Here is a 26,676-nt window from a genome sequence, read left to right on the forward strand (position 1 = left end):
GTTAACAAATAGTTTTATAATAGCATTAGTAATGGTATCGATTTCATGCAGTAATGGAGATGATTTTTTGAATCAAAATTTGCAGCCAAAAGTTCGGCTAAACAATGGTCTTTTAATGCCGCAGATTGGCCTGGGCGTTTGGAAGACCCCGCTTGAAACGACCCGGCAGATGGTTTGCGATGCCCTAGCAAACGACTATGTGCTGCTGGACACGGCCAAGCAGTATGGCAATGAAAGCGCGGTTGGTCAAGGAATGCAGGATGCCTTTCAATCTACCGGGCGTACCCGAGCCAGCGTTTTCTTGACTACCAAGATCTACAATGGCGATCAAGGCGACTACGACCGCGTACGCAAAGGATTTGAAGGCCAGCTGCAAGCTCTGCAGACCGATTACGTTGATCTGTTACTGATGCACTGGCCGGTCAACGACTTATACAACCAGACCTGGCAGGCAATGGAACGAATCTATGCCGATGGTCAGGCCAAGGCAATCGGTGTCTGCAATTTCGATGTTGAGCGCATGCGTGATCTATTGGACCATGCCCAAATCACGCCCGCCATTAATCAAATCGAGTTCAATCCCAAGATTCATCAGCCAGCCATCGTCAATTTCTGCCAGCAGCATGATATCCAAATGGAAGCCTGGTCGCCACTGGGGAATGGTACGCTCCTTCACGAACCGATTATCGAAAAGATTGCGCAAAGTCATCAAAAAACGCCAGCTCAAGTTGAACTGCGCTGGGCTTTGCAGCATGATCTGATCGTAATCCCTAAAACCACGCACCCACAACGCATGCGGGAAAATGCCGATCTTTTTGATTTTGAACTGTCACCAGCCGAATGCATGCAGATCGATACTTTGGATACCGAAGAACATGCCATCTGGTACGATAAATTCAAATGGTCAGGCAATCCTAATGGCATCGATAACGTGATTGCCGATCCCGCCAGCTTTGAATAGTAAAAAGCGAATCCAGTCGTCAATGACCAGATTCGCTTTTTTGCTTCGTCAATTTATTCTTGTGGGATTCCTGCGCTGATCAGCCAGGTAATGCCGTACTGATCAACGATTTGTCCCAGATTGCCGCCCAGTTCATGCGGTCCAAAAGGCAGGGTTACGCGCTGTGCGTCGCTGGCAGCCAAACGATCAAATAATTCCTTGGCACCTGCTTCATCACCGCCAAAATCCAAAAGCAGGGAAATCAGCGAAGAAGTCTGGGGATTGCCCATCGTTGCATCGGCACAGACGATTTTCTGTCCGACAATTGAAAATTCACCGTGCGCTGTCGTGGCATCCAGATCATCCAATGCCAAGCCAAGATTTTCAGCTTGTTCTGCTGAAAGCGGCTGACGGTAAATGATCTCGGCGCCAAATTGTTCCACGTAATAATGCATGGCTTCGCGCGCATTTTCAAAAGTCAAATACGGATAGATTTTTGCCGTCATAATTTTCCTCCGATAAAGTGTTCTTTTAAATTATAGGGAGCCATGGGTCATTCGTCAAATCACGACTTCGATTCAAAAAAGAGCTAGGTAAGCGCTAATGGTCGTTTATTGCGACGAATACTGCATTTTGACGTTCATATAGATTTTGTTGCATGTAAATCGTTAAACTTTGTGCAGATTCATGTTACAATGACGTGGTCTTAGAAAAAAGCGGAAATAAATAACCAACTATTCATTAATCAAGAAAGGAATGATATTTTGAACAACACGCGCAAACACAGCGCCTTTCTGGTTTTAGGCATTTTCCTGCTGGGCGCCTGCATGCGGACGCCGGTAACCTCGATCCCTTCAATCGTTGGCGAGATTGCCGCCTCATTTCACGTTGCCACTACCAGTCTGGGGATTTTAACTACGATTCCTTTAATCTGTTTTGGTTTGGTCGCGGTCGTAGTACCAATGATCGGACAAAAGCTTGGCAATGAATTGACGATTGCCATTGCCCTGCTGATCTTATTTGCCGGCTCTTGGCTGCGGGTTCTCAACTATGCTTCATTAATGATCGGCACGCTGCTGGTCGGCATTGGGATTACTTTTTTGAATGTGCTCCTGCCTGCCATCATCACTGAAAACCTGCCTGACAAGATCGGTTCAATGACCAGTCTTTATAATGTTTCATTAGCGCTCTTCTCAGCAATTGGTGCTTATGCCATTACCCCAGTTGCGCAAAACAGCAGCTGGCAGTTCTCAGTAATGCTCCTCAGCATGCTGGTGTTGGCGACATTGGTATTATGGCTGCCAAATCTGCGTTTCAACCAGCGTGGAACCAGCGAAGCCACCAGTACTGGCATCAACATGTGGAAAAACAAGACGGCTTGGCTGATTTTGGTCTACTTTGGTCTGTCATCATTCGTCTTTTATACAACGGTTGCCTGGCTGCCATCAATTGCAATCAGTGCCGGTTTAAGCAGCAATCAGTCAAGTCTGATCGCGGGGCTGTTCCAGCTGTTCTCCATGCCAGGAGCCTTTTTGGCGCCATTATGGGCAACCAAGCTAAGCAATCGAACACCGCTGATTCTCGGTGCCGGTATCTTCACGATTCTGGGGTATCTTGGCTTGATGATGCCATTTCATAGCTTTGGCTGGTTTGTCTTTGTCAGTTTGATCTTGGCAATCGGAACCTCGGCAACGTTTGCCCTGATCATGACGCTGTTCAGTTTAAAGACCAAGACGCCGGTTAACACGGGAAAACTGTCCGGCATGGCTCAATCATTGGGCTATCTGCTGGCCGCATTTGGTCCGATGCTCGTCGGTAATCTTAAGGCTGCCAGCGGTTCATGGTTTGCCGGTGAACTGACTACCATGCTGGTTGCCGTTGTCTTCACCATTTTTGGCGTTTTGAGCGAACGCAAGCCTTACGTCGACTAATTACTGATCATCAAAAACACGCGTGCTTGAAGCAGGCGTGTTTTTTTACTAAAAAATCAGATATGTGCAAGCGATTGCTTTAACGTTAGATCAACGCTAAACGCTAAAATAAAATTTTATTTTCGGCCTATACCATTGTCTGATAAGCGTTTAACAAAACCCCAGAACGCGCTTTTTTTCGGCGTGGTCCATTTGAGAATTCCGCAAAAAGTGGGGACGCTTTCTAGTGCAGTTTTGAACATAAAAGTATATAATTTAAGCGTTAGAGTGATTTTCTGATATTTTCAGAAGGAGTGAACATTTTGGCTAAGGAAAATAAAGCTTTAATTACGCTGTTCGGGGCAGCCGGCGACCTTGCACAACGCAAGCTGTACCCATCATTATTCAACCTTTACAAGAAAGGCTACCTGGCAGAACACTTTGCTCTGCTCGGTACTTCTCGGCGTCCGCTGAGCGATGAGGACTTCCAACAAATGGTTTTGAAGTCTGTCAACGGTATGGAAAACGAAGAAGGGCAAGCTCAGGCATTTGCCAAGCACTTCTTCTTCCAATCCCATGACGTTACCAAGCCTGAACACTACACTGTGCTTAAGCAACGCCTGGAAGAACTGGACAAGCAATTTGGTGCTGAAGGCAATCGCCTGTTCTACATGTCCATGGCTCCTCAATTCTTTGGCACGATTGCCTTGAACTTGAAGAAGCAGGACCTGCTGACCAAGGATGGCTTCAACCGTCTGGTGATCGAAAAGCCATTTGGTCGTGACTACGAATCCGCTAAGAAGCTGAACGATGAACTGTCACAAACGTTCAACGAAAACCAAATCTTCCGGATTGACCACTACCTGGGTAAGGAAATGGTTCAAAACATTCAAGCACTGCGTTTTGGCAACACGATTATCGAATCGCTGTGGAACAACCGCTACATCGACAACATCCAAGTAACGCTGAGTGAAAAACTGGGTGTTGAAGAACGTGCCGGCTACTACGACCAATCCGGTGCGCTGCGTGACATGTTGCAAAACCACATCATGCAGATCGTTGCTCAACTGGCAATGGAACAACCAGTTGCCTTTACCGACACCGACGTTCGGGTTGAAAAGATTAAAGCACTGCGTTCACTGCGAGTCTACACCCCATCCGAAGCAGCTGCCAACTTTGTTCGTGGCCAATACGGTGCTGGCGATGACACGCATGCCTACCGCAATGAAGACGGTGTTGATCCAAACTCCATTACGGAAACTTTTGTTGCTGCCAAGCTGATGTTTGACAACTATCGCTGGTCTGGCGTGCCATTCTACGTACGGACTGGTAAGAAGCTGGCTGACAAGTTTACCCGTATCGACGTTGTCTTCAAGAAGCCGCTGATCGACATCTTTGCCAACCCACGGATGAAGAGCGAACAATCATTGAACTCCAACGTTCTGACGATCTTCGTTGAACCAAACTCCGGCTTCTCACTGCGTCTGAACGCTAAGCGCGCCGGCCAAGGCTTCACGACTGAACCAGTTGACCTGAAGTACCTGCAAAGCGACGAAGCCAAGAATGAATCACCAGAACCATACGAACGTCTCTTCCACGATGCACTGGAAGGCAACCACACCAACTTTGCATCATGGGCTGAAATTGCCTACGCATGGAAGTTCGTTGACGTTATTCGCAAGCTTTGGGACATTGAAGAACCTCAATTCCCTAACTACACGCCTGGTTCAATGGGCCCAGCTGCTTCTGACGAACTGCTGGCTCGCGATGGCCGTCAATGGGTTTACCATCTGAATCACTAAAATTTTAAAACCTTTGCCAATCTGGTAAAGGATAGCCCCCTCGTTTCAGAATCCTGAAGCGAGGGGGCTTTAATTTTTTAGCCCTCTCAATTATCTTTAGTGGATTAAGTTTTTTCTTAACATTCTTAAATCTGTTTCGTTAAACTACTTCTAAATTACTAAAATTTAGTTAATTTTTATATTTTCTTAGGAATTAAACTAGTTAGATTACTGTAAAGATTGTGCAAACCTTAGCAAATATTTCTTCAACTTTTAGCGCTTTCTGGTATAATAGTTTCTGTAAATGATGTAATTAAGTTTTTAAGGAGTGTGACAACACAATGTCAGATCAAAAAGCGCAAATTGGTGTTGTTGGTTTGGCCGTTATGGGCAAGAACCTGGCACTGAACATTGAAAGCCGCGGCTTTACTGTTGGTGTATACAACCGTAGTCGTTCACGTACCGATGAAATGATGCGTGACCACAGCGACAAGAAGCTGATTCCTAGCTACACGGTTGAAGAATTCGTCAACTCTCTGGAAAAGCCTCGTCGAATCCTGATGATGGTTAAGGCCGGCAAGCCAACTGACGCTGTTATTGAAGAACTCCTGCCATTGCTGGACAAGGGTGACGTGCTGATCGACGGTGGTAACACCAACTTCCACGACACGATGGCACGGAACGCTAAGCTGGACGAATCCGGCATCAACTTCATCGGCATGGGTGTTTCCGGTGGTGAACTGGGTGCCCTGCAAGGTCCTTCCCTGATGCCTGGTGGCCAAAAGGAAGCTTACGACCTGGTTGAACCTATCCTGACGCAAATCGCTGCCAAGGCTGAAGACGGCAAGCCATGTGTTTCCTACATCGGTCCTAACGGTGCCGGCCACTACGTAAAGATGGTTCACAACGGTATCGAATACGGTGACGAAGAACTGATCGACGAAAGCTACAACATTATGCGTAATGTTCTGGGTCTTTCCGTTGACGAAATGGCTGACATCTTTGCTGAATGGAACAAGGGCGAACTGGACAGCTACCTGGTTGAAATCACTGCCGACATTCTGACTCGCAAGGATGACCTGGGCGAAGACAAGTCCAAGCCAATCGTTGACATGATCCTTGACCGTGGTGCCAACAAGGGTACTGGTAAGTGGAGTTCTGAAACTGCCCTTGACGGTGGTGCTCCACAATCCGTTATCACGGAAGCCGTTTATGCTCGTTACATCTCCATGCTGAAGGACGAACGTGTTGCTGCAAGCAAGGTTCTGCCAGAAGACGTTGAAAAGCCAACTGTTTCTGAAGACCAAAAGAAGGAACTGGTTGAAAAGGTTCGTGAAGCCCTCTACTTCGGTAAGGTTATGAGCTACGCACAAGGCTTCGAACAAATGCGGATCGACTCCGAACGCTACGACTGGAACCTGAAGTTCGGTGAACTGGCTCAAATCTGGCGTGAAGGATGCATTATTCGTGCTCAATTCCTGCAAAAGATCACGGATGCCTTTGAAAAGGATCCTGAACTGAAGAACCTGCTGTTGGACGACTACTTCAAGGACATTGCCAAGAAGTACCAAAAGGCTACGCGTGAAGTCGTATCCATGGCCATCAACGCTGGTATTCCTGTACCATCCCTGGCTGCTGCCATCAACTACTACGACTCCTACCGTGCTGAAGTTCTGCCTGCTAACCTGCTGCAAGCACAACGTGACTACTTCGGTGCTCACACGTACGAACGTGTTGACCGCCCAGGCAACTTCCACTACAGCTGGTACGTTGAACAATAAAAATCAGTTAGACTTGATTTCAAAGCGTCGATCCTTAGTGTTCGGCGCTTTTTTTTATACTATTATCGTAATCTAAGAACTCAAAAAGCGTCCCGCGGCTGGCAGGACGCTTTATTTATTATTCAGTTAACAGTACTTGGGAAGTTGAACGCTGGAGGTGACGATACCAGTGATCGCCTATCATGATCTGACCCGCGTCATCAAATCCTAAGCGACGATACAGCCGTTCTGCCTTGGGGTTGGCGACATCGACATTTAAGCCAATCGTCTCGTATTCCAAGGAAGCAGCATGTTTTATAATCGCATCAATCAGAGCCGTTGCAATCCCCATTCCGCGATAATCAGCATCAACCGCCAATGAGTCTAGGTAAAACTCATTGGCAAATGATTCGGGGTCCGCGAAGAAATCGACATCGCGAATCGACGGAATTGGCGCTGCAGCTTCTTGATATACTCGGTTGACCGCATTTTCGTTGTTGTCTGGATAGCCAAACGCTACCCCCACGACCTGCCCATCAGCCTCAGCAACAAACGTGGTTGCCACATAGCCAAGTAAGGCTCGGTCGCGGTAAGCATTATAAATCATCCTCTGGGGGTCTTCGTCGGGAACCGACTCAAATTCCTCCAGTTCCATTTCATCATAAATCAAAGACATTAACGGTACTATCTGGCCGGCGTCTTCAGGCTCGGCCTTGCGAATCGTATAAATAAATATCCCTCCAAATTTGTTTGATGCAAGCTCATTATATGGGAAAAGCCAACTTTTTGGCAAGGAAAGATTAAAAATTTATAAGTATTTTAAGAGGGAATATCATATACTATCAAAAATCATCAAAACGCTGATATTATGGGCTTTTAATAACCACCCAAATCATCAAATGATGTAATAATTTATCAAAAATTTCCCCTTTTTCCCCCTTCGGTATTCCTTATGAAGAAAATTGAAGAGATCACGGCCAAACTTGGCAGTTTATTAGGAAAAATTTTAATTGATGGATCAAACTGTCGGGCACGGCCGTTACCTTCATTTCAGGTAACGGTTTTTTTGTCCTGCTGATCAATGATATTCGTTGATCAGCTGCAACCAGTATAGCATAGTCGCTCATGGTTGCAGGGCAAAAACGACAACTTTTTTGCTGAAATGATTTTATCATTTCGCGCAAATTGTTGTCGTTAGCGAGGCTAGTAATTGACTTGAAGAGTCAATTAGGCCGAGCTTTTTGATCAAACTTTTTGTTAAAAAGTTTGTCTAAGGGGTCAAGGGGAGCGAAGCAGTCTCCTTGCAAGCATCTTTGTAGCTATATGTAATATAGTCTACAAAAGAGGGTGCTTGCCTTCAATATAGTGTTCTTTATTGACAAGCGAGCGGTTAGCGAAGCTTGGAGATTAAGAACACTAGCACAAGAACGCGATTGAATAATGAGCGTTAAGGTGCTTCGTTCTTGCCAGCAGCATGAGCGAAAAGCGAGTGCTGAGGGCTTAGAACGCTAAGCAGGAACGCGATTGCGTAATGAGCGTTCAGGCGTCGTATTCTTTTAAATCAATAGATAATTAGAAGTGTTATGATCCCGAATAAAGAGATTCTAGCGTCAAAGTTTCGTCATAATTTCAGTTGAATAAAAAAAAACGCTAGAAATCAACGTTTTCAGCAACGTAATTTCTAACATTTTTTGTTTTGAGACTGTTTCTCAGCCTCTTATGTTCTGTCATCATTTAAATGATAAATATTTTGATACTATAAAGTTGAACACTATTGCAAAGATCTGGATTATGCATATCCAAAATAAATTATTCAATCTATAACCTGTCAAATAATTAATACCTATAATAGAATCCAAAGCATAAGCCAACGTATTTAATTTAAACACAGCGATAAAAAAAGCATAGTACTTTTCTATTGCTAAAAAGGTAATTAACATATCAGCAAACATAACAACTATTCGTCCGCTAAAAAATGTAATTAGCTGGTAAACTAGAGATTTTGATTTTTGTTTAGTAAAAACAAATCTCCTATTTACATAAAAAGCAAAGAAAATAGTCAAAATTTCAGTGATTGTTGCTGAAAGAACAGGTGTTACAAATGTATCTAATAATAATCTGACGACAAAATAAAATACTGTTGTTACAATTCCCCAGAATAAATACTTTATCTTTTCATTCTTGATAAGCTTAAGTACAGATTTATTTACTGACAAGATCTAAATACCATGAAACCATTGCCAACCTGCGTCCCAGTAATGCTTCATTACTTTTTTAGAAGAAGCACTAGCATAGTTAGCGTTTTGTCCAGCATTAAGTTGCACTAATGGGACAACTGCAAAAACAGCAACCATAACGGCAACAATGCAAGCCTTACTCATTTTATTCAGTTTCAAGATTACTCACCTCCTTAATTCCGAAAGTGTACCACATAATGACCAAAATAATTATTAAAAGTCCTATTTTTAACAAATGACTACAATTGTGTACTTTTAAAAAGTTAGAAAAGTCTTTCCTCTGTTCCAAAATCTGTTTTTGAAATATCTTCCCTATTATTCCATTCATCAACAGATGGAACATTTTTAGACTTCAAATGGGGCTTCTCTGTTTTTACTGGTACGTCATTTTTCTTTTTTGGTCGAACAATAATATCATAGTCATGCAAAACGTCCTTCAAGCTGTCTAGATTCGTCTTCTCCAACAGCAGCTTCCGCACCTTTTCGCCGTAGATTTCTTTATCGTGCTTTTCTGCAGCCACCAATTGCTTTTTGATCGCAGCAATGTCATATCTTGATGTCATCTTCTGTACCTCTTTTTTCCTTGATTAATAGCTCTAAGCCGTTCAGCGTTCTTCTTCTGTTGTTCAACAGCCTTATCAACAACGCCAGATAGTCTCCTGGCCTGTCTTTTGGCAATACCGTTGATTTTCTTCAATTGCTCAGGTGTTGCATTCGCCAGGGTCTCTTTCTCTTTAGCTGAAAATTCAAACTGCCCTCCTGACCATGTACCTTGATCAATCATAACCAGGTATCGCGTCATGTCGGCCGTAGCAGCTATTAGCTGATTACTACTGTTCTCCGGCAACTTGTCCCTCAGCGTTACCGCCACGATTGCTTCAGGAGCAGTCTTTTTCGATTTTTGCTCATGCTCAGCAACCAGACGCATTTGTTGTACCAGATCCTGATAGCTTTTCACGTCAAACTTCCTCATTTTGACTTGGAAGCGTTTCATTTCAGCTTTTCGACGCTCAAAATCAGCTCTCAGACGCTTTATTAAGGCAATTGATCGGTTAATTGCCTGTTGAAGGCTTCTAACAAGCGTAGTAAGCGACTGTTTTCTTGCTCCAGCTCTTTCAATTCTTCCTCTTGATGCTCCAATACTCTGTTCCAATTGCTGCTGATGTGTTCGAACTGCAGTAATTGCTTGTTGTCTATACTCAAAACGAACTGATCTAGCAGCTTCTCTTGCTCGCTCTGCTCGTTGTTGTTTGATTCCTTCTTCATATTCATCAACACTCTTCCTTTCGTATATTGTGCCCAACCGCTTCCCACGGCTGATCCGCTTTTTACCTTCCTTGTCCACAAAAGCATAGCTTATCCCATTCTGCCCACGCCTTCTAACGTCAACACCTCTTGCTTTTAGCGAATCTTCCAGATTAATATTCTTCTTCTTGATCTCGGCCAACGCGTCGTCAATCCTAGCTCTCAGATCATTCTTCCAAACATATTGGCCCTTTAGCTCCAACTCACGCTCGCTAATAGTTTTTTTAACCTTCTTTGAACGCTCCTGAGTGATCTCAAGCCCGTATTCACGACAGACAGCATCGTTAATCTCTCGAAAACTACGCCATTCTTCGTTTAGATTGTCAACAATCCACTGCTTACCGTCATTAAGATTGGTCTTGTTTACAATAATATGGTTATGCAGTTTGTGGCCCTTACCGTCAACGTGCGTATATACGGCAATTTGGTATGGTGGGTAATAGCCGTCTTGGTTTTCATCATCAAGCCCACCGAAAGCACGACGGGCAAATTCATAGCCGATCTCATTGCATATCTGCCAATTCTCTGGGTTGGTAATGTCCAGATCATCAGCTGCGAATGATTGTATGATTCTGATAGCCTGATTTTTGATGGTGTCCCCGTTGGCATGCTGTCTCACTGCTTTCATTTCAGCATTGGCATAGGTTGGACTGATGTTAATTCCGCTTCTGACAACCGCCCGATCATTGTTTTTCAACGCTCCAGGCGGGCAGCCATGCTCTATTAGCCATTCTTTTGTCTCTGACTTCATGCGATTTCGACCTAAGGCATAACTGATAGCTGCTGCTGCACTCTTGGCGCGATTCATTTTAATCGTTCCCAAACATGAGCCACCTCCTTGTCTAGTGCTTCCAACTGGTCTTTAACAGCTAACCATTCCTCCTCAGCCAATTCGTCTTGAGCCTGGTTGAGCCGCCTAGCAATCTGATTAATGTTGTTACCAATGCGTGACAGATCAACGATTATATGATGATATTCATCATCAGCAAGTTTCGGTTCTTTCAATTTGGATTGCATTACTAAGTGCTTGCAGTATTTAGGCACAGACAAGCCCATAATACGCGCTGAAGCCTGGATTTTAGCATATTCGGCTTCATTCACACGTATGTTGACCTGGTGATTGTCAGTTCGCATCTTCCTGCCTCCTCTCTCTGGATAGCATAATGTGCTATCTTTCTTATCACTCACCACTAAATGAGGTTAGGTTTGCAACATGCAACACCGGTCTCATTTAGTGGTATTCCGGCGACTACGCCGGATCAGACACTATTTTTATTACAGAAGGTAACTTTTTTGATTCCAAATATCTCTTGGTAGGTAAATATTTGAAAAAATTCTAGATAAATATGGTAATGCGGTGAGGTTTTGGCTCTATGCTTACAGCACCAAGGGTTTCAAGCATTCCGTTACCGGTGAGGTTCGGTAATGTTTGATAAGATTCGGTGAGGTTTTATGTTCAACCTCACCGCTCCAGTAATGTGCCTAACACTTACTCTCCCAAGGCTTTTGGCGAAAAGCCTCACCAAAACAATACACTACCTCACCAAACCTCACCGCGCCGGTAATGTACCTAGCGCTTACTCTCCCAAGGCTTTTGGCGAAAACCTCACCGCTTCACCGCTTTTTACGGATTTTTTTTAAATTTAATCGATTGGTTTGTATTACTGATTTCGTTCGGCATATATCCATAATTAGTATTTTGGTGATTTTCAATAATCTCACGATCTGCTTTTGGCAACCAGCATTTTTTCAGTTCGCACTTATGGTAAACTTTCTGCAGCCTATTAACAGCTTTTTCGTTGAAGGTATTTTGACTACCTGGTTGATAGCCGTACTGTTTGGCATACTGACACCAAATTTGATATAGGTAGGCTGTTGGAATGGTGTCCATATCTTTCAACCATGATGCAATGTCGCCATCAACGAACACGTCGTCAATGAACGTCCATACGCTGTTGTTAGTGTGTTCATATTGATTAAGTGCTGTTGCTGAAGCAGCAGTATTCAGATAATGGTTGAAACTGCCTTTTTCGATCAACGCTTTGTAAAGAACGTATTGCAGCAGTTTTGGATCTGCCAGATAACGGTTCTTAATCGCTGGATTTTCTTTCGTGCCGTTGAAATCAGCATTGAATGGCACGATCAGCAGTCGCCGGTAAACCCCGCCATCGTCGCTGAAGCGTGGCATTTTGTTACATGATTGAATCACTAATGCACGAATCTGTGCCGGGTATTCTGTATGGTGTTTTTGTTCAACGATCACTGGATCACCGGTAATGATGCTGTTGAAGTTTGACTTGTCAGCAATCACCGTGTTAGCCGGATTGTCGTCGCCAATAACGACTGACTTATTGACCAGTGATTCCATGGCGAAGCGTTCTTCGAATTCTGCCACTTTTTTAAGGCCATAATTATGACGGCCTACCAGGTTTTGCAGGACGGTTTGGAACGTCCCTTTGCCATTGTTTCCGGCGGCATTTCCAAGCAAAAAGATAGCTTTGTGCAGCGCAACTGCCTTGTTTGTATTGCACGCTGCATGCAATACTTGCCATAACAATTCGACAATCTCGCCATCACCGCAAGCGATTGAATTAAGCCATTCGTCAAAAGTCCAAGTCGTTCCATCAGCATTGTTAAATACTGGTTCTTTTGGCTCAATCAATGGTACGGGTTTTAAAACGCGGCCAGTACCATATTCTGCTGTTGGTAGTGGTGTTTCGATTTTGGTTTTAACGTGAGCATCGGGCGTGTAGGGTAGGATCTGCTTTGTTTCCAAGTCAACAATACCGTTGCCAACTGGTACATAACGCGGATTGCTGAGTGGATCTACTGGTTTTTTTCTACCATGAATTTGGTTTAACTGATAGATAACGTCTGATGCGCGGTTTTTATTAAACGACGGTTCAACCGCAAAGATAAATTGGCGTAGTTGTCGTTCACCATCACGAAAGATTCCAGCTTCTGGGTCATATGTTGACATGTGCAACCGTTCGTCATCATTATTGTCGTACCAGCAAAAATGGCAGTATTTGGACAATATATAAGCTGTCTCAAGCGTGCTTAAACGATAAATTTTCTTTTTCGAGCTACTCATACTGTTTTTTTCGGTCAGATACTGCTTCTTCGCCTTTTTCAGCAATCCAATTAATTGATTAACAGTGTATGGTTCTTTATCAACTCCTCCTAAAAATGTTGAATCCTCTTTTAATTCATTAGCAAATTGTTTATAATTACTTTGCATATTGTTGTCCTTCCTTTCTGGGCGATAATAATTAGATGTCTGGTCGAGTGCTTGCATACTCGGCTTTTTTTATTGCCCTTTTTACTTACTTTTCGTCAGTAATTACTTCTTCATGGGCTTTCATAAAGCTATCAATAGCTGTCTTGCTAACTCTCATTGTTTTTCCAACCTTAATTACAGGAAGGCCTGCTTTAATCAGGTCATAAACAACGTGCTTTGACCCGTAACCCAGGTACTTCGCAGCATCAGTCAAACTCATATATTCAGGTGTCATGTTTTCACGCCTCCTTTCTTTTCTTCAAAATTAAATAAATTTTGGCATTAGACAAGTTTCGCCACATTACATCGATCAACTTCGGTCCAAATTTGGACTGAAGTTGTTTTACTTTAACCTCGTTCCAAATGTGGAACGAGGTTGAGGCAAAAGTAGTATTATTAGATTAAATCGTTAGAATTTTGATTGATCCTTTAGCTATGCGCGTGCCCGGCAGCCGTAAATTCATAGAAAGAAGGATCAATCATGTGGACTGAACCCACAAAAACCGGCAAAGTTAAGTTTGTCGAACAATTCAAAAACCCTCTGACGCTTAAGTACATGCGCGTATCAATCACGATGGACAAGGAAACCAATACCACGCGCAAGCTGGCGCAGCAGACCCTGAATAAGCGGATTGAAGAAAAGCTTCGTCATCTTGAAGACGGTCAAATCAAAGAAGGTGTTACATTCGGTGAGCTGATTGAAGAATTTGATAATTACTATCAGCAAACGGTTAAGCCTTCAACGTTTGCGTCTTGGAAAAGACTCAAAGCTTGTATTCTGAAAAATTTTGATTCAAATATTCTTGTTTCCAAAATCACTAATAAATATCTGACCAATACGTTAGAAGCCATGATCTATCAGCGCGGATACAACAACGCTTATGTTAGTCAAATCAAGTCTAAGATTAATCAGCTGATGCGCCATGCGTACCGGCATGACTATACCGCAGCCCCAATTGGTCAGCTTGAGATCAATTGGAAACGCAATAACTCAGCGAAAAGCATTGAAGATAAGTATCTTGATGATGATGAGGTTAAACAGGTGCTAGAAGCTGTTCGAGCCATCAATCCAGTACATGCTGACGTCCTCATGTGGCAATATCTTACTGGTATGCGGATCGGTGAGGTTCTTGCTCTACAAGTCAAGAATGTATTTCTCGAAAATGGCAAGTGGTTTGTTAAAATTGACTGTACATTGGAGTACTCTTACAAACGCAAAAGCGAGTTTACAATTAGCAATACCCCCAAAACTCAAAGCAGCAACCGTACTATTCTTCTGCCAGATAAGGCAGTCAAAATTTATCGCCAGTATTCTCTAAACAAGCAGCCTGATGACGTTTTGTTTAGCATTGAAACCAAAACCGGTGCTTTTCTTCACCCCCTTTCAATGGACAATCAGCTTAAAAAAATTCAAAAAGCATTAGATTTGCCCAAACCGTTATCAACCCATATTTTTCGCCATACCCACGCTTCTAAATTAGCTGAGCTAGGTGTTCCAATTGAGCTGATCTCAAAGCGGTTGGGTCATAAAGATTCCGCCATTACGCGCCAGATTTATCTCCATGTCACAAAAAAGACCGCTGAACGATACAGCGGTCTGATTAATAGTTTTGACGTATGATTTTCCCCTTCAATGTCTCTCGCAGTTTTTTAACAGATCTGTAACCGCTGAAAGCATTGATATTACAGCACTTATGAAACAAAAATTAGAGTTTTATAAGAAAGTTAATCGTCAGTTTTTAAAATGAGTGTTAAAATATCAAAAAGCCGTAACCCAATTGCTTGGATTACGACCTTTGAATGGTTTATTTAATTAAGCTTATTTCTTCTTAGCGTCCTTTTCGTCAGCTGGTACCTCGTTGTTTAAGTCGGTCCGCACTACCAAAACGTCAACGGGAGCATTCCGCTTAACAAAGGACGTAACTGAACCAACCATTGCCCGCTGCAGACGAGTCAGCCCGCAAGCACCCATCATGATCAGATCGTTTTGGTGATCGCGTGGGAAATCAAAGGAAATAACCGTCTTCGGGTTCCCCAGCCGGATGTGAATGTCAATGTTGTCAAAGCCCTGCTTTTGCTTAGCGTTGTCGTACAGTTCATCCAGATAGTCCTTTGACTTGTCGACCAACTGGTAAGCAATACTGCTGTCTGACATACCGGCAAAGTTGTAAGCCATTGCTCGCGTGTCGATAACATTAAGGATGTCAATGTGTGCATCGTTACGCTTAGCAACGGCAATTGCCTTGTTCAGTGCCCGTTCTGCCTGCTTGGAACCATCAACAGGGACGAGAATGTTTTGATATTCTTGATTCATAGTTATGACCTCCAATTCACACGACTTAATTGTTATTCTTATTGTACCATAATGACAGCGGAATCATTTGATTTTTATGGGTGAAAAAGCAATAATTAGTTAAATTATTTTGACAATAAACCATTTACATTGTATTTTTTCACAATTTAAAGACATTATTTTGTGATTAGTTAAAAGGAGTGGATTTCATTGGACAAGATCGATCGTCAAATTATCAACATGCTGCAGGAAAACGCTCGGGTATCATTAAAGGAGCTTTCAGCAGCCTGCTACATCTCTTCACCAGCTATTGCCGCTCGGATCAACAAACTGGAAAAGTCTGGCATCATCACCGGCTTCCACACCAGCGTAAATCTAGAAAAACTGGATTATCACGTTAAGGCCTTCGTTCAGCTGCAACTGGAACCACGCCAAAAGAAGGAATTTTATCCTTACATTGCCCAGGTTCCCAACGTCATTGAATGCAATTGCGTCACCGGCGATTTTTCCGAGGTCATGGAAGTTGTTTTCCCTTCCACTTCAGATCTCGATGATTTTATCAATGAAATTCAGCAGCGCTTTGGCAAAACCAGTACTCAGATCGTCTTTTCAACCAGTGTCGATCACCGAGGCGTCAAACTGCCACAGCCCGAAGAAGTTAAAGACTAAGAAAACGCCTGCGGTCATAGACGATCGCAGGCGTTTTTCAAAACCGATAATGATAATTAAAGCAGCTTTTCGATCTGATTCAGACGCTTTTCAAACAGCGCAAAAGCCCGTTCCAGATATTGGCTGTCGGTAACGTCAACTCCCGCATGCTTTAACAGTGTTACCGGATCATCACTGCCCCCTGCCCGCAATAGATCCAGGTAGCGTTCCAGAGCACCCGGCTCATGCTGCCAGACTGCCTCGGAAAGCGCCGTTGAGACCGCCCAGGAAGTTGCGTACTGATAGACATAGTAGTTCATGTAAAAATGCGGTACATAGGCCCAGCTCTGCGTTCGCGTGCCGGTTTCCTCAACTGCGGGACCATAGTATTTATTAACCAGCTCACCGCTTAATTGATCCAGATAGTCGGCCGTCAGCGTCTGTCCTTTTTGCTCTGCTTTGTAGGCGGCATCTTCAAATTCAGCAAATTGCGTCTGCCGATAGATCGTACCAATGAAGCCGGTAATATATTGTTCCAGGATAAAGATCAGCTTTTTAGGATCATCCTGGTATTTTTCCAGCAGATAGTCGGTTAAGATGTTTTCATTAAACGTTGATGCCACTTCTGCCAAAAAAATCGGTGCATCAGCATATTCCGATGGCTGAGCCTGTTGAGCAAACCAACTGTGCATGGCATGACCAGATTCATGTGCCAAAACAAACGTACTGTAAAGTTTATCAGTCCAGTTAAGTAAAATGAATGGATTTGCCGTATAGACGCCTATTTGATAGCCACCAGAGCGCTTGCCTAGATTTTCAGCCGCGTCGATCCAGCGATGCTCAAACTCGTTTTTCAGGCCTTTCAGATACTCTGGACCCATCACCTGCAATGCATCCCACGTCAGCTGCTTACCTTGTTCAAAAGTCGTCTTCAGCATATCCTCGCCAGCCAATGGGACATTAACATCATATTTATACATCTTGTCCAGGCCCAGAACCCGTTTCTTCAGCTCATACCAGCGATAAACCAGATCAAGATGCTGATTGACGGTTGCCACCAGCGTATCATAGACGCTTTCTGGAATATTATTGGCTCCTAAAGCGGCCGCGCGCGCACTTGGATAGTGACGAATCCTAGCCAGTGCATTTTCTGTGCCGATAAAGCTGTTCAGCGTTTGAGCAAAGGTATTGCGCAGCTCATGGTACGGTTTTTCATATGCCAAAACGGCTTCCTTGCGCACGGAACGATTTTGCGATTCATTGAACTGGCTGCGATTGCCATGCGTCAGTTCAACTAACTGCCCCTTTTCATCATGAACCTTGCCGAATTTCAGATCCGCATCGTTAAGCGTATTGTAGATTTCTTCAGCACTGTCCAGCGACTTGTTCAAATGGCCCAGCAGCGTTTCTTCGGCTTTAGAGAGCACGTGCTTTTTCTGCCGCCGCAGCTTGGTCATCTCATATTGATACTCGGCCAGTCCCGGCTCGCTTTGCATCAGCTTGGCAAAGTCCGCATCGTCAATGGCTGTCAGTTCTGGTTGAATAAAGGCCAGCTCAGCTTCAATCGTCGTCGCGGCATTGACGACTTGACCATAGAGCGTGACTGCCGTCGAATCCGTCGTATCACTGTCTCGCCGCAGCATACCATAGACAAATTCACGTTCCAGTTCCTCGCTAATCGCTTTGTTTTCGTTGAGATTCCTTAAAAAGGTCTGACCATCACTGGCAAAATGCCCTGCCGTCTTGGCAAGTTCAGAGGCCTTCTGCTGCGTTTTGGCAAGTGCTTGTTCCATTGCCTCATCTGATTCATACAGCAGCGTCAGATCCCATTTGAGCGCTTCAGGTACTTCGCTGCGTTTAAGCTGTTTTTCCATTGTCTTCCGTCCTTTCCTCATTTAACTTAATTATACAAAAAAAGCATCGCTAAGTTTCTCAGCGATGCTTTATTTTTAGCCTTGATAGCTATCCAGGTATTGGTTGTATTTTTCGTGATCCAATGATTTTTCGGATTGACCGATTACCAAAGTTGCAATCGTGTTGCCGACCACGTTGACCGCTGTCCGGCCCATGTCGACAAACCGATCAATTCCGGCAATAAACGTCAGCCCGGCAACCGGTACGCCAATCGTTGAGACCGAAGCCAGCAGCACGACAAACGAAGCCCCTGGCACCCCAGCCATCCCTTTGGAAGTAATCATCAAGACCACCAGTAGCGTAATCTGGTGGGCAATCGTCAGATGAATGCCATAAGCCTGCGCCAAGAACAAGGCAGCCAGTGCTTGGTAGATTGCCGAGCCATCCAGGTTGAACGTGTAGCCGGTTGGAATAACGAATGAGGCAATCCCTTTGTCGACCCCCATCTTCTGCGTTTTAGCCATCAGACGCGGCAAGGTTGCTTCAGAACTGGCCGTTGAAAAGGCAATCGCAATTTCTTCCATTACTACGTGCATCGTCTTCCAATAGCGCAGATGGAAAATCTTGGCGACGATTCCCAAGACGACCACCACGAAAATAATCATCGTTGCATAGGCGATCACCACAAACAGTCCCAATGGCAGCAATGCTTTCAGACCCATTTCGGCAATCGTCATCCCAATCAGGCCAAAGACCCCAATTGGCGAGAACTTCATTACCCAGTTGGTTACCTTGAACATGGTTTCCGAAACGGCATTCATAAAGTCGATGATGATCTTGCCGCTTTCACCCAGCGAGGCAACCCCCAGCCCAAAGAAGACTGAGAAGAAGATTACCGGCAGCATATCGCCGTCTGCAATCGACTTAAAGATGTTGGTCGGCACGATTGAGATCAGCAGGTCCCAGATACCGCTGTGCTTGGAAGCCGATTTTGCCGTGGTCAGATATTGAGAGATGTCTGAGGCATGCAGATCATGGATGTTGATGTAGGTACCAGGATGCAAAATATTGCCCACGATCATCCCCAACAACAGCGCAATCGTCGTCAAAACCTCAAAGTAGATCAAGGTCTTAACCCCGATTCGGCCAAGCTTCTTAATGTCGCCGATATTGGCAATCCCTACCGTCAAGCAAGAGATTACGATCGGCATTACAATCATCTGGATCAGCCGCAGAAAGATCGTACCGAGGCTTTGCATTACCTTGATGGCGCCAGTATTTTGATAGGTCATGGCCCCAACGATAATCCCTAAAATCAGTCCGATCATAATCTGCCAGCCTAGCGACAGCCGGCCAAAGCGATAACGTTTCATATGATGTTCCATCCTTCCGCTTATTTGGATTGTCATAACGATGCATTCATAAGTTTATGGTTGAATAACCGGCCGCGTTTAAATTATTTCCAATTAATGGGCCGTACCAGAATCAATTCCAGCAAAGCCCATCCCATCTTGTACGAATTATTAAAAGCATGCGGTCGCAAAAGTACGTAAAAGTTTTGGTTTTCGTATCGTTATTTCGCTCACAAATTAAGTTCATCTGTATCCGAAAGCTTATTTTACACTGTTATTTATAAAAAGTGAACAATTAATTTTAGATTAAGTCGATTTGTTCGGTAACAAGTTGTATAGAGTCCGGATTTTGCGTTTATTGTAAACGATTTCTAAAAACCGTTTCTTAAGAATTTCCGAAAATTATTTAACTTTAAAATAATAAGGTTCGCAAAATTTTTTATTATTTTTTATCCAGGGTATAAAAGCTATTAGGACGCCTTGGAAACGTTTTGATCATTTTTTAACAAGTATTTTTAACTAAATTTTTTACTATTTTTTATTGATTTAATTTTTGAAAGCGCTTAATATAATTCCAGAGAGTTTTAAGTAAATGTCTTTTCTAAGGAGGAAGGCTAGATTATGAATGAGGCGAGTTCTAAGTCACAATCAATGGCTTCTCGGATTGCATATTCATTTGGTGCTTTCGGGCATGATATGTTCTATGGGATGCTGTCGACTTACTTTATGATGTTTGTTACCGGCCACCTGTTCAACAGCAACAGTGGTGGCCAAGCAGCCCACATGGTTTCTTTCATTACGATTACCATCATGGTGCTGCGGATCGTTGAATTGGTAATTGACCCATTTATCGGTAACGTTATCGATAAGACCGATACCAAATGGGGTCACTTTAAGCCATGGGTCGTTGCTGGTGGGATCGTTTCTGCCGTTGCAATTGCCCTGCTGTTCACTAATCTGTGGGGTCTGACCTACAAGAATCCAGTTTTGTACCTCGTCGTATTTGCAATTTTATATATTACGATGGATATTTTCTATTCCTTTAACGACGTGGCTTTCTGGTCAATGATTCCTGCAATCTCATTTGACTCGGCAGAACGTGAAAAGACGGCTACCTTCGCCAGGGTTGGTTCAACGCTTGGCGGTCAGCTGGTCGGTGTTGTCGTAATGCCAATCGTCTTGGCATTTTCTATCAGTTCAAACGGTGGCTCTGGTGACAGTCGCGGTTGGTTCGCATTTGCCGCAATCGTAGCTGCTATTTCAGCAATTACGTCCTGCGGGGTTGGTCTCTTCACTCATGAAAAGAAGAACGAACTGCGTGAAAACAAGGAAAACACGACTTTCAAGAAGGTCTTTGGGGTTCTGCTTCACAATGACCAATTAATGGCAATTGCTGTTACCTACCTGGTTTACACGACTGGGATTCAGATCGTTAATTCCTTCCAACTGTACTACTTCACCTACATTCTTGGTCGGGCAAGCACCTACACGCTGTATGCACTGATCAACGGCGTTATCGGTGCCGTTACGGTTGCTCTGTTCCCTGCTCTGGCTAAGAAGTTCAGTCGGATGAAGGTCTTCTATTACTCAATCCTGGTTCTGTTGATCGGTTTGGCAATCTTCGCCTTTGCTGGTCAATCTCTGCCAATGGTTATTCTTGGTGGTGCCATTTACATGCTGCCACAGCCACTGATTTTCATGGTTGTTTTGATGATCATCACTGACTCGGTTGAATATGGTCAATTGAAGCTTGGTCACCGTGACGAAGCCGTTACGCTTTCCGTTCGTCCACTGCTGGACAAGTTCGGTGGTGCCGTTGCTGGTGGTGTCGTTGGGATGACGGCTACGGCTGCCGGCATGATCTCTGGTGCTACGGCATCCGACATTACTGCTCACGGTGCGGGGATCTTTAAGCTCATGATGTTCGTCGTTCCTGCAATTCTGATTCTTTTGGGTGTCCTGTGCTTTAAGAGCAAGGTTAAGCTGGATGAAAAGATGCACGCTCAAATCGTTGACGAACTGGAACAATCCTGGCACCAACACCTGGAAGGCAATGACAGCGTTCGTGAAGAACTGGCTGAAGACGCCAGCCTGGCCAAGGATCTGGTTATCGATTTCAAGGCACCAGTCAGTGGTACTTTGATGCCATTGTCTCAAGTAGGCTCCAAGCCATTTGCTGATGGTACCATGGGCTTAGGTATTGCCATCAAGCCATCTGACGGCCAAGTCTTTGCACCATTCTCCGGGACCGTTGTTGCTGACTTCCCAACCACTCGTCACGCAATTGGTCTGGAAACCGACAATGGCGTTCCGGTCTTGATTCACGTTGGTGTTGATACCGTTCAGATGCGCGGGACTGGCTTCATCAACTATGTCGTCAAAGGTCAGCACGTGGCAGCCGGCGAAAAGCTGATGGAATTCTGGGCCCCAGCAATCAAGAAGGCGGGTCACGATGATACGGTCATGATTGCCTTTACCAAGTCTGAAAAGGCACCTGATTACACTTTGACCTATGTCAAGCAGGATGGTGAAGTCAAAGTTGGCGACACCATTATGCAAATCGAAGTCAAGAAAGACTAATTAGACTAATTGAATGATCAAAAAGTCTGTTGGCCTAAAAAAGCTCGGCTGCAGCAGTCGGGCTTTTTGTTTGTCATTTAATCATGGAGGAATTTGAACATGAATATCCAAGTTAATGCCAGCAATCGATTATTTCACCTGCAGACCAAGCATACCAGCTACGTCTTCCACGTTATTGAGGACGGCTCGCTAGGTCAGCTCTACTATGGTCCTAAGATTCCATTCAAAGACGACTACACCAACCTCAACACACGTGAAGAACACGACTGTACCAACACGCGCACTGATGAAGACGTTGAGTTTCAAGCTGAGCTGCTAAAACAGGAATATGCCGGACTGGGTAAGGGCGACTACCGTTATCCAGCCTTCCAGATTACCTATCCAAACGGCTCACGGACCTCTGAATTCCAATACCGCGACTATGAGCTTAAGGACGGTAAAGAGCGGCTGACTGGCCTGCCTTCAACATTTGCCGATGACAGCAATGATTCTCAGACGCTGACCGTTAAACTGGCGGATGGCGATTTAGAGCTGCAGCTGCACTACACTATTTTTGCTGATGAAGACGTGATTGTCCGCAGTACAACGTTTGTCAACCATGGCAAAACTGTCTTTTTAAACCGAGCCTTGAGCGCGCAGCTGGATCTGCCGGATGCGGATTACGACTTCATTCAATTTGCCGGCTCTTGGTCGCGGGAACGGCACCTGCACCGCAATCGCCTGCGTCCCGGCACACAAAGTATTTCGAGTCTGCGAACGGCTTCCAGTCATCAGGAAAATCCATTCTTTATGCTGGCCCGGCCACACACCGACAATAACCAAGGGGCGGTTTTCGGCTTTAACTTTGTCTACTCAGGCAACTTTTTGGATTCCGTCGAGGTCGACCAGTTTGATACCACGCGTGTCCTGATTGGCATCAACCCGGATGAATTCGGCTGGAAGCTTAATAAAGGCGACTCTTTCCAAACTCCAGAAGCCATCTTCAGCTATACCGACAATGGCTTCAACGCACTTTCTCAGCAGTTGGGCGCTTTTTATGCTCAGCACTTGATTAACCCTCATTTTGCCCACCAGGAACGGCCAATTCTGATCAACAACTGGGAAGCCACGTTCATGGACTTTACCGAAGACAAGTTAATGCCAATCGTTAAGCGTGCTAAGGAACTGGGAATTGAAATGTTCGTGCTTGACGATGGTTGGTTTGGACATCGCGATGACGACCGCTCCAGCTTGGGTGATTGGTTTGTTGACGAAAAGAAGTTCAATCATGGCATTGCTGGATTTGCCAAGCGCGTTCACGATCTCGACATGAAGTTTGGGCTCTGGTTTGAACCGGAAATGATCTCAATTGACAGCAAGCTCTATCAGACCCACCCAGAATGGATGATCAAGACGCCAGATCGTGGTCAGACACCGGGGCGCCATCAATTCGTCTTGGACATGAGCCGTAAGGAAGTCGTTGACTATCTGTTTGAATTGATGAGTCACATTATTCAAGATGCCAAGCTGGACTACATCAAATGGGACATGAATCGGAATATCACCGAAATGTACGGCGCCGACCTGCCTGCCGATCAGCAGCTGGAATTCTCGCACCGCTATATCTTAGGCGTATACGATCTCTATGACCGCTTGACCAAAGCCTTCCCAGACGTCTTGTTTGAATCATGTGCCTCTGGTGGCGGCCGCTTCGATCTGGGAATGATGTACTATGCGCCACAGGCCTGGTGCAGCGATGATACCGATGCTATTGAACGCATCAAGATTCAAGACGGCACCTCATATGGCTACACGCCTTCTATGTGGGGCGCCCACGTTTCAGCCGTGCCAAACGATCAAGTCGGCCGACTGACCTCAATCGACACACGGGCTAAAGTGGCCTACTTCGGTGCATTCGGCTATGAACTGGACGTCACTGAGCTCAGCGATGAAGAACAGGCTACCATCAAGCAGCAGGTGGCCTTCTATAAGCAATACCGCAAGCTCTTCCAGTTTGGAACGTTCTACCGGCTGGAAACTCCGGATACCAGCGATAACGTCTACGCCTGGGAAACCGTCAGCCCAGATCAAAAGACTGCCATTGGCATGCGCTATCAGATTCTAAACGGAGCCAACCCCGCCTACATCCGCTACTACTTCAAAGGCCTGGATCCAGAACGGCGCTACACGGTCAATGATGGCTCAGAAGTCTTCTCGGGCGCTGAATTGATGAATGCTGGGTATTTCGTGCCACGCGTCATGAACCGCCTGCAATCGCCAAAGGTACCATCTGATTTCCACGCTGACATGTTTATCGTTAAAGCCGTTGACTGATTCCGCATCAAACAAATAAACCGCACCGTCTAATGACAGTGCGGTTTTTGATTTAGTGTCAGTGTTAATTAGTCGACAAACAGCTTTCGGTACTCGCCATAACCAGCTTCTGCCAACTGATCAAACGGAATAAAACGCAGGGCGGCCGAATTGATGCAGTAGCGCAGACCGCCGCGATCCAGCGGTCCATCGCAAAAAACATGTCCTAGATGCGAATCAGCCTTCAGACTGCGCACCTCGGTTCTTTCCATGCCAAATGACTGGTCGCGCTTTTCTTTCAGCTTGGTAATTGGTTTGGTAAATGCCGGCCAGCCGCAGCCCGAATCAAACTTGTCCAGTGAAGAAAACAGCGGCTCGCCACTCACAACATCGACATAGATGCCTTTTTCGAAAAACTGATCATATTTGCCGGTAAATGGCGGTTCGGTAGCAGCCTCTTGCGTAACGCGGTACTGCATTTCAGTCAGCTTGTTTTTATCAGTCATCGCAATCCCTCATTTCATACCTGCTGAACGATTGATTGCTTGTCATTCAGCATTTTGATTTTGGTCATTGTATCATCTGGCATCGTTTTGACGTAAAAATATGCCTACGCTATCAAAAAAGCGACCCGTATTGCGCGGATCGCTCGATTATTAAGCACCAAATACCTTAAACCGCTTTTCAGCAGGCAGGACGTCTTTTTCGCCAGCTGGTGCCTCAACGGATCCAAACGGCATTTCAGCCCGCAGCTGCCAAGTTTCAGGAATGTTAAACGCCTTGGCAATTGCTTCATCGATCAGCGGGTTGTAGTGCTGCAGCGATGCACCCAGTCCTTGAACGGCCAAGGCTTCCCAGACCGCCTGCTGAGCACCGCCAATTGCCTGTTCAGCCCAGCCAGCAAAGTTGGCGGCATACGTTGGGAAGTCAGCCTCCAACTGCTTTACGGTCGCCGTTTCAGTAAAGTACAGAATCGTTCCGTACGCCTTAAAGCTGTTGACCTTAGCTTGCGTCTTGGCAAAAGCTTCATCATCTTTTACGACTTTGCGCAGCTCAGCCAATACGATATCCCAAATTCGATCGGAATCTTGGCCAAAAGCAATCACCGCACGTACCGTCTGACTGTTAAAAGCAGATGGCGACAGTTCGATCGTCTTTTCGATCAGGTCAACCAACGTCTGCTTGTCTTCCTTGACGTTTTTGCCTAATGCATAAATGGAGCGGCGTTTTTCTTGAAGTTGATTAAATTGATTTGTCATAGTCGTTCCTCTTTTTCTGAAGATTTGTTATTTGTATTATAACTTGTTACTTACTTTTTGTAAATGATTTTATCTTATAAAAAGTAAGTATTAGCCAAACAAAAACTCCTGCTGGCCAAAACGGCACGGCAGGAGTCGGCAATTATTGATGTGTAACTTAGGATTTTTTGATCATTTTTCGGTACTTTGCCGCAAAACCAGCTTAGTACCGACTACTACGCGCTGCGGAGCCAGATCCGGGTTCTGCAGGCGGCGTCCCAGCAATTCAAGTCCCATTGCCGCCATTTGATCGGTCGGGACGTGAATTGAGGTCAGCGTTGGATAGGTATAGTGAGTAATTGACGTGTCGTCAAAACTGATCAGCGCCATTTCATGTGGCACGTCGATCTGTTTTTCGTGTAGGGCACGCAAAGCACCGACTGCCATCGCATCATTGGCAACCAAAACGGCTTGAGGACGATCATCGAGCTGCAAAAGGCGCTGCATCTGGTCAAAGCCGCTCTTTTCTGAGTAATCACCCATCATAAACCATTCTGAGTGGTAAAGATTTTTAGCTTTTAAAGTCTTGGCGAAAGTATCGCGCCGTGAATCGCTAACCGGTTTTTGGTCAGTCGTTTTTTCCTGACCAGCAATCATGCCGATCTTGGCATATCTGGCAGCCAGAAAATCAGCAGCCTGCTTAATGCCGCCATCAAAGTCTGGCAAAACCGAGTCACAGCCATTGGACAATTCATCATAGTCAATCACCACGATCGGCTTGTTGAAACGCTGCAGCTGATCGATCTGTTTTTGACTGTACTTGCCGATCGCAACGATCCCGCTGACGTCATTAGGAATCTGTTCCAAATGCGTGTCAAAAACTGTCGCCGTTGTATAGCCAACCTGCTGGGCCTCTTTTTCAACGCCCAGGCGAATGTTCATATAGTAAAGATCATCCAGTTCGCGAGCTGGCGAATACCACTGAATAACGGCAATCTTGTGACCGGTGGCTGCGCTGCGTCGATGTTTTTTGGTATAGGACAGCTCTTCGGCAATCGTTAGAATCTTGCGCCGTGTCTCTTCACCAACCGACAGCTGAGGGTCATTGTTTAAAACTCTCGATACCGTTGCCAGTGAAACCCCCGCACGATCTGCAATGTCCTTTAGCGTTACTGCCATCAAAAACCATCCTTTCCTTGGTCAAAA

At 45.0% G+C, this 26,676-nt stretch carries 23 protein-coding genes; 8 read left to right on the top strand and 15 right to left on the bottom strand.

The annotated features are described in order from the left end of the window. Window positions 1-31: 31 nt before the first annotated feature. Window positions 32-961, top strand: a complete 930-nt coding sequence (locus H0G69_RS09775; protein WP_074503716.1) for an aldo/keto reductase — start codon at window positions 32-34, stop codon at window positions 959-961. A 53-nt stretch (window positions 962-1,014) separates the two neighbouring features. Here H0G69_RS09775 and H0G69_RS09780 read toward each other — a convergent pair whose 3' ends face one another. Beyond that, the gene (locus H0G69_RS09780; RefSeq protein ID WP_006500809.1) at window positions 1,015-1,446 is read right to left on the bottom strand and encodes a VOC family protein; all 432 of its coding nucleotides are present in this window, start codon (window positions 1,444-1,446) and stop codon (window positions 1,015-1,017) included. Window positions 1,447-1,704: 258 nt separating this feature from the next. On the opposite strand from H0G69_RS09780, the gene H0G69_RS09785 reads away from it, so the two are divergent. The 3 genes from H0G69_RS09785 (at window position 1,705) to gndA (ending at window position 6,412) form a co-directional block, all read left to right on the top strand. Continuing rightward, window positions 1,705-2,871: a CynX/NimT family MFS transporter gene (locus tag H0G69_RS09785; protein WP_006500810.1), complete on the top strand. Its 1,167-nt coding sequence runs from the start codon at window positions 1,705-1,707 to the stop codon at window positions 2,869-2,871. A 302-nt stretch (window positions 2,872-3,173) separates the two neighbouring features. Then, window positions 3,174-4,652, top strand: coding sequence for a glucose-6-phosphate dehydrogenase (zwf, locus tag H0G69_RS09790; RefSeq protein ID WP_033934973.1), 1,479 nt, complete (start codon window positions 3,174-3,176; stop codon window positions 4,650-4,652). Between the two features lie 320 nt (window positions 4,653-4,972). Beyond that, the gene (gene gndA / locus H0G69_RS09795) at window positions 4,973-6,412 is read left to right on the top strand and encodes an NADP-dependent phosphogluconate dehydrogenase (RefSeq protein ID WP_006500812.1); all 1,440 of its coding nucleotides are present in this window, start codon (window positions 4,973-4,975) and stop codon (window positions 6,410-6,412) included. 118 nt (window positions 6,413-6,530) lie between these two features. Here the strand turns inward: gndA and H0G69_RS09800 are convergent, their stop codons facing one another. From H0G69_RS09800 to H0G69_RS09835, 8 genes are all read right to left on the bottom strand, one after another. Further along, window positions 6,531-7,067: a GNAT family N-acetyltransferase gene (locus H0G69_RS09800; RefSeq protein WP_052088953.1), complete on the bottom strand. Its 537-nt coding sequence runs from the start codon at window positions 7,065-7,067 to the stop codon at window positions 6,531-6,533. A gap of 1,054 nt (window positions 7,068-8,121) precedes the next feature. Further along, window positions 8,122-8,607 (bottom strand): GtrA family protein, encoded by a 486-nt coding sequence (locus H0G69_RS11175; RefSeq protein ID WP_053069130.1) that lies wholly within the window; start codon window positions 8,605-8,607, stop codon window positions 8,122-8,124. A 3-nt stretch (window positions 8,608-8,610) separates the two neighbouring features. Further along, window positions 8,611-8,787, bottom strand: a complete 177-nt coding sequence (locus H0G69_RS09810) for a hypothetical protein (RefSeq protein ID WP_180304820.1) — start codon at window positions 8,785-8,787, stop codon at window positions 8,611-8,613. 104 nt (window positions 8,788-8,891) lie between these two features. Beyond that, window positions 8,892-9,191: a hypothetical protein gene (locus H0G69_RS09815; protein ID WP_048345704.1), complete on the bottom strand. Its 300-nt coding sequence runs from the start codon at window positions 9,189-9,191 to the stop codon at window positions 8,892-8,894. Then, window positions 9,188-10,756, bottom strand: coding sequence for a relaxase/mobilization nuclease domain-containing protein (locus H0G69_RS09820; RefSeq protein ID WP_180304821.1), 1,569 nt, complete (start codon window positions 10,754-10,756; stop codon window positions 9,188-9,190). Before H0G69_RS09820 ends, H0G69_RS09815 begins: the two co-directional genes overlap by 4 nt. Beyond that, window positions 10,738-11,067: a MobC family plasmid mobilization relaxosome protein gene (locus H0G69_RS09825; RefSeq protein WP_180304822.1), complete on the bottom strand. Its 330-nt coding sequence runs from the start codon at window positions 11,065-11,067 to the stop codon at window positions 10,738-10,740. Before H0G69_RS09825 ends, H0G69_RS09820 begins: the two co-directional genes overlap by 19 nt. A 490-nt stretch (window positions 11,068-11,557) precedes the next feature. Next, window positions 11,558-13,174: a DNA primase family protein gene (locus H0G69_RS09830; RefSeq protein ID WP_180304823.1), complete on the bottom strand. Its 1,617-nt coding sequence runs from the start codon at window positions 13,172-13,174 to the stop codon at window positions 11,558-11,560. 85 nt (window positions 13,175-13,259) lie between these two features. Beyond that, a complete protein-coding gene (locus tag H0G69_RS09835) occupies window positions 13,260-13,448 on the bottom strand; it encodes a helix-turn-helix domain-containing protein (RefSeq protein WP_180304824.1) in 189 nt (62 codons plus the stop codon). Window positions 13,449-13,694: 246 nt separating this feature from the next. On the opposite strand from H0G69_RS09835, the gene H0G69_RS09840 reads away from it, so the two are divergent. Continuing rightward, complete coding sequence (locus tag H0G69_RS09840; RefSeq protein ID WP_180304825.1) at window positions 13,695-14,834, top strand: tyrosine-type recombinase/integrase; 1,140 nt, start codon at window positions 13,695-13,697, stop codon at window positions 14,832-14,834. 198 nt (window positions 14,835-15,032) lie between these two features. On the opposite strand, the gene H0G69_RS09845 is transcribed toward H0G69_RS09840, so the two are convergent. After that, window positions 15,033-15,527 carry a universal stress protein gene (locus H0G69_RS09845; protein WP_006500814.1) on the bottom strand — a complete coding sequence of 165 codons (495 nt, stop codon included), beginning with the start codon at window positions 15,525-15,527 and terminating at the stop codon, window positions 15,033-15,035. 189 nt (window positions 15,528-15,716) lie between these two features. On the opposite strand from H0G69_RS09845, the gene H0G69_RS09850 reads away from it, so the two are divergent. Beyond that, window positions 15,717-16,175 carry an Lrp/AsnC family transcriptional regulator gene (locus H0G69_RS09850; protein ID WP_006500815.1) on the top strand — a complete coding sequence of 153 codons (459 nt, stop codon included), beginning with the start codon at window positions 15,717-15,719 and terminating at the stop codon, window positions 16,173-16,175. Between the two features lie 56 nt (window positions 16,176-16,231). Here the strand turns inward: H0G69_RS09850 and pepF are convergent, their stop codons facing one another. Both pepF and H0G69_RS09860 read right to left on the bottom strand, forming a co-directional pair. Next, window positions 16,232-18,028 (bottom strand): oligoendopeptidase F, encoded by a 1,797-nt coding sequence (pepF, locus tag H0G69_RS09855; protein ID WP_180304826.1) that lies wholly within the window; start codon window positions 18,026-18,028, stop codon window positions 16,232-16,234. 75 nt (window positions 18,029-18,103) lie between these two features. Continuing rightward, on the bottom strand, window positions 18,104-19,381 hold the full coding sequence (locus H0G69_RS09860) for a dicarboxylate/amino acid:cation symporter (RefSeq protein ID WP_180304827.1): 1,278 nt from the start codon (window positions 19,379-19,381) through the stop codon (window positions 18,104-18,106). 600 nt (window positions 19,382-19,981) lie between these two features. Here H0G69_RS09860 and H0G69_RS09865 point away from each other — a divergent pair. Together H0G69_RS09865 and H0G69_RS09870 are read left to right on the top strand one after the other, a co-directional pair. Further along, entirely contained in the window at window positions 19,982-21,940 is a 1,959-nt protein-coding gene (locus H0G69_RS09865) for a sugar MFS transporter (RefSeq protein ID WP_033934520.1), read from the top strand. A gap of 99 nt (window positions 21,941-22,039) precedes the next feature. Then, window positions 22,040-24,253, top strand: coding sequence for an alpha-galactosidase (locus tag H0G69_RS09870; protein WP_180304828.1), 2,214 nt, complete (start codon window positions 22,040-22,042; stop codon window positions 24,251-24,253). 68 nt (window positions 24,254-24,321) lie between these two features. Here H0G69_RS09870 and msrB read toward each other — a convergent pair whose 3' ends face one another. The 3 genes from msrB to H0G69_RS09885 form a co-directional block, all read right to left on the bottom strand. Further along, window positions 24,322-24,738 carry a peptide-methionine (R)-S-oxide reductase MsrB gene (gene msrB / locus H0G69_RS09875; RefSeq protein ID WP_180304829.1) on the bottom strand — a complete coding sequence of 139 codons (417 nt, stop codon included), beginning with the start codon at window positions 24,736-24,738 and terminating at the stop codon, window positions 24,322-24,324. 150 nt (window positions 24,739-24,888) lie between these two features. After that, complete coding sequence (locus H0G69_RS09880; RefSeq protein WP_180304830.1) at window positions 24,889-25,491, bottom strand: nitroreductase family protein; 603 nt, start codon at window positions 25,489-25,491, stop codon at window positions 24,889-24,891. A gap of 171 nt (window positions 25,492-25,662) precedes the next feature. Then, window positions 25,663-26,649: a LacI family DNA-binding transcriptional regulator gene (locus tag H0G69_RS09885; RefSeq protein ID WP_180304831.1), complete on the bottom strand. Its 987-nt coding sequence runs from the start codon at window positions 26,647-26,649 to the stop codon at window positions 25,663-25,665. Between the last annotated feature and the right edge of the window lie 27 nt (window positions 26,650-26,676).

Source organism: Limosilactobacillus mucosae, assembly GCF_013423865.1.
In the GTDB taxonomy this organism is placed as follows: Bacteria; Bacillota; Bacilli; order Lactobacillales; family Lactobacillaceae; genus Limosilactobacillus; species Limosilactobacillus mucosae.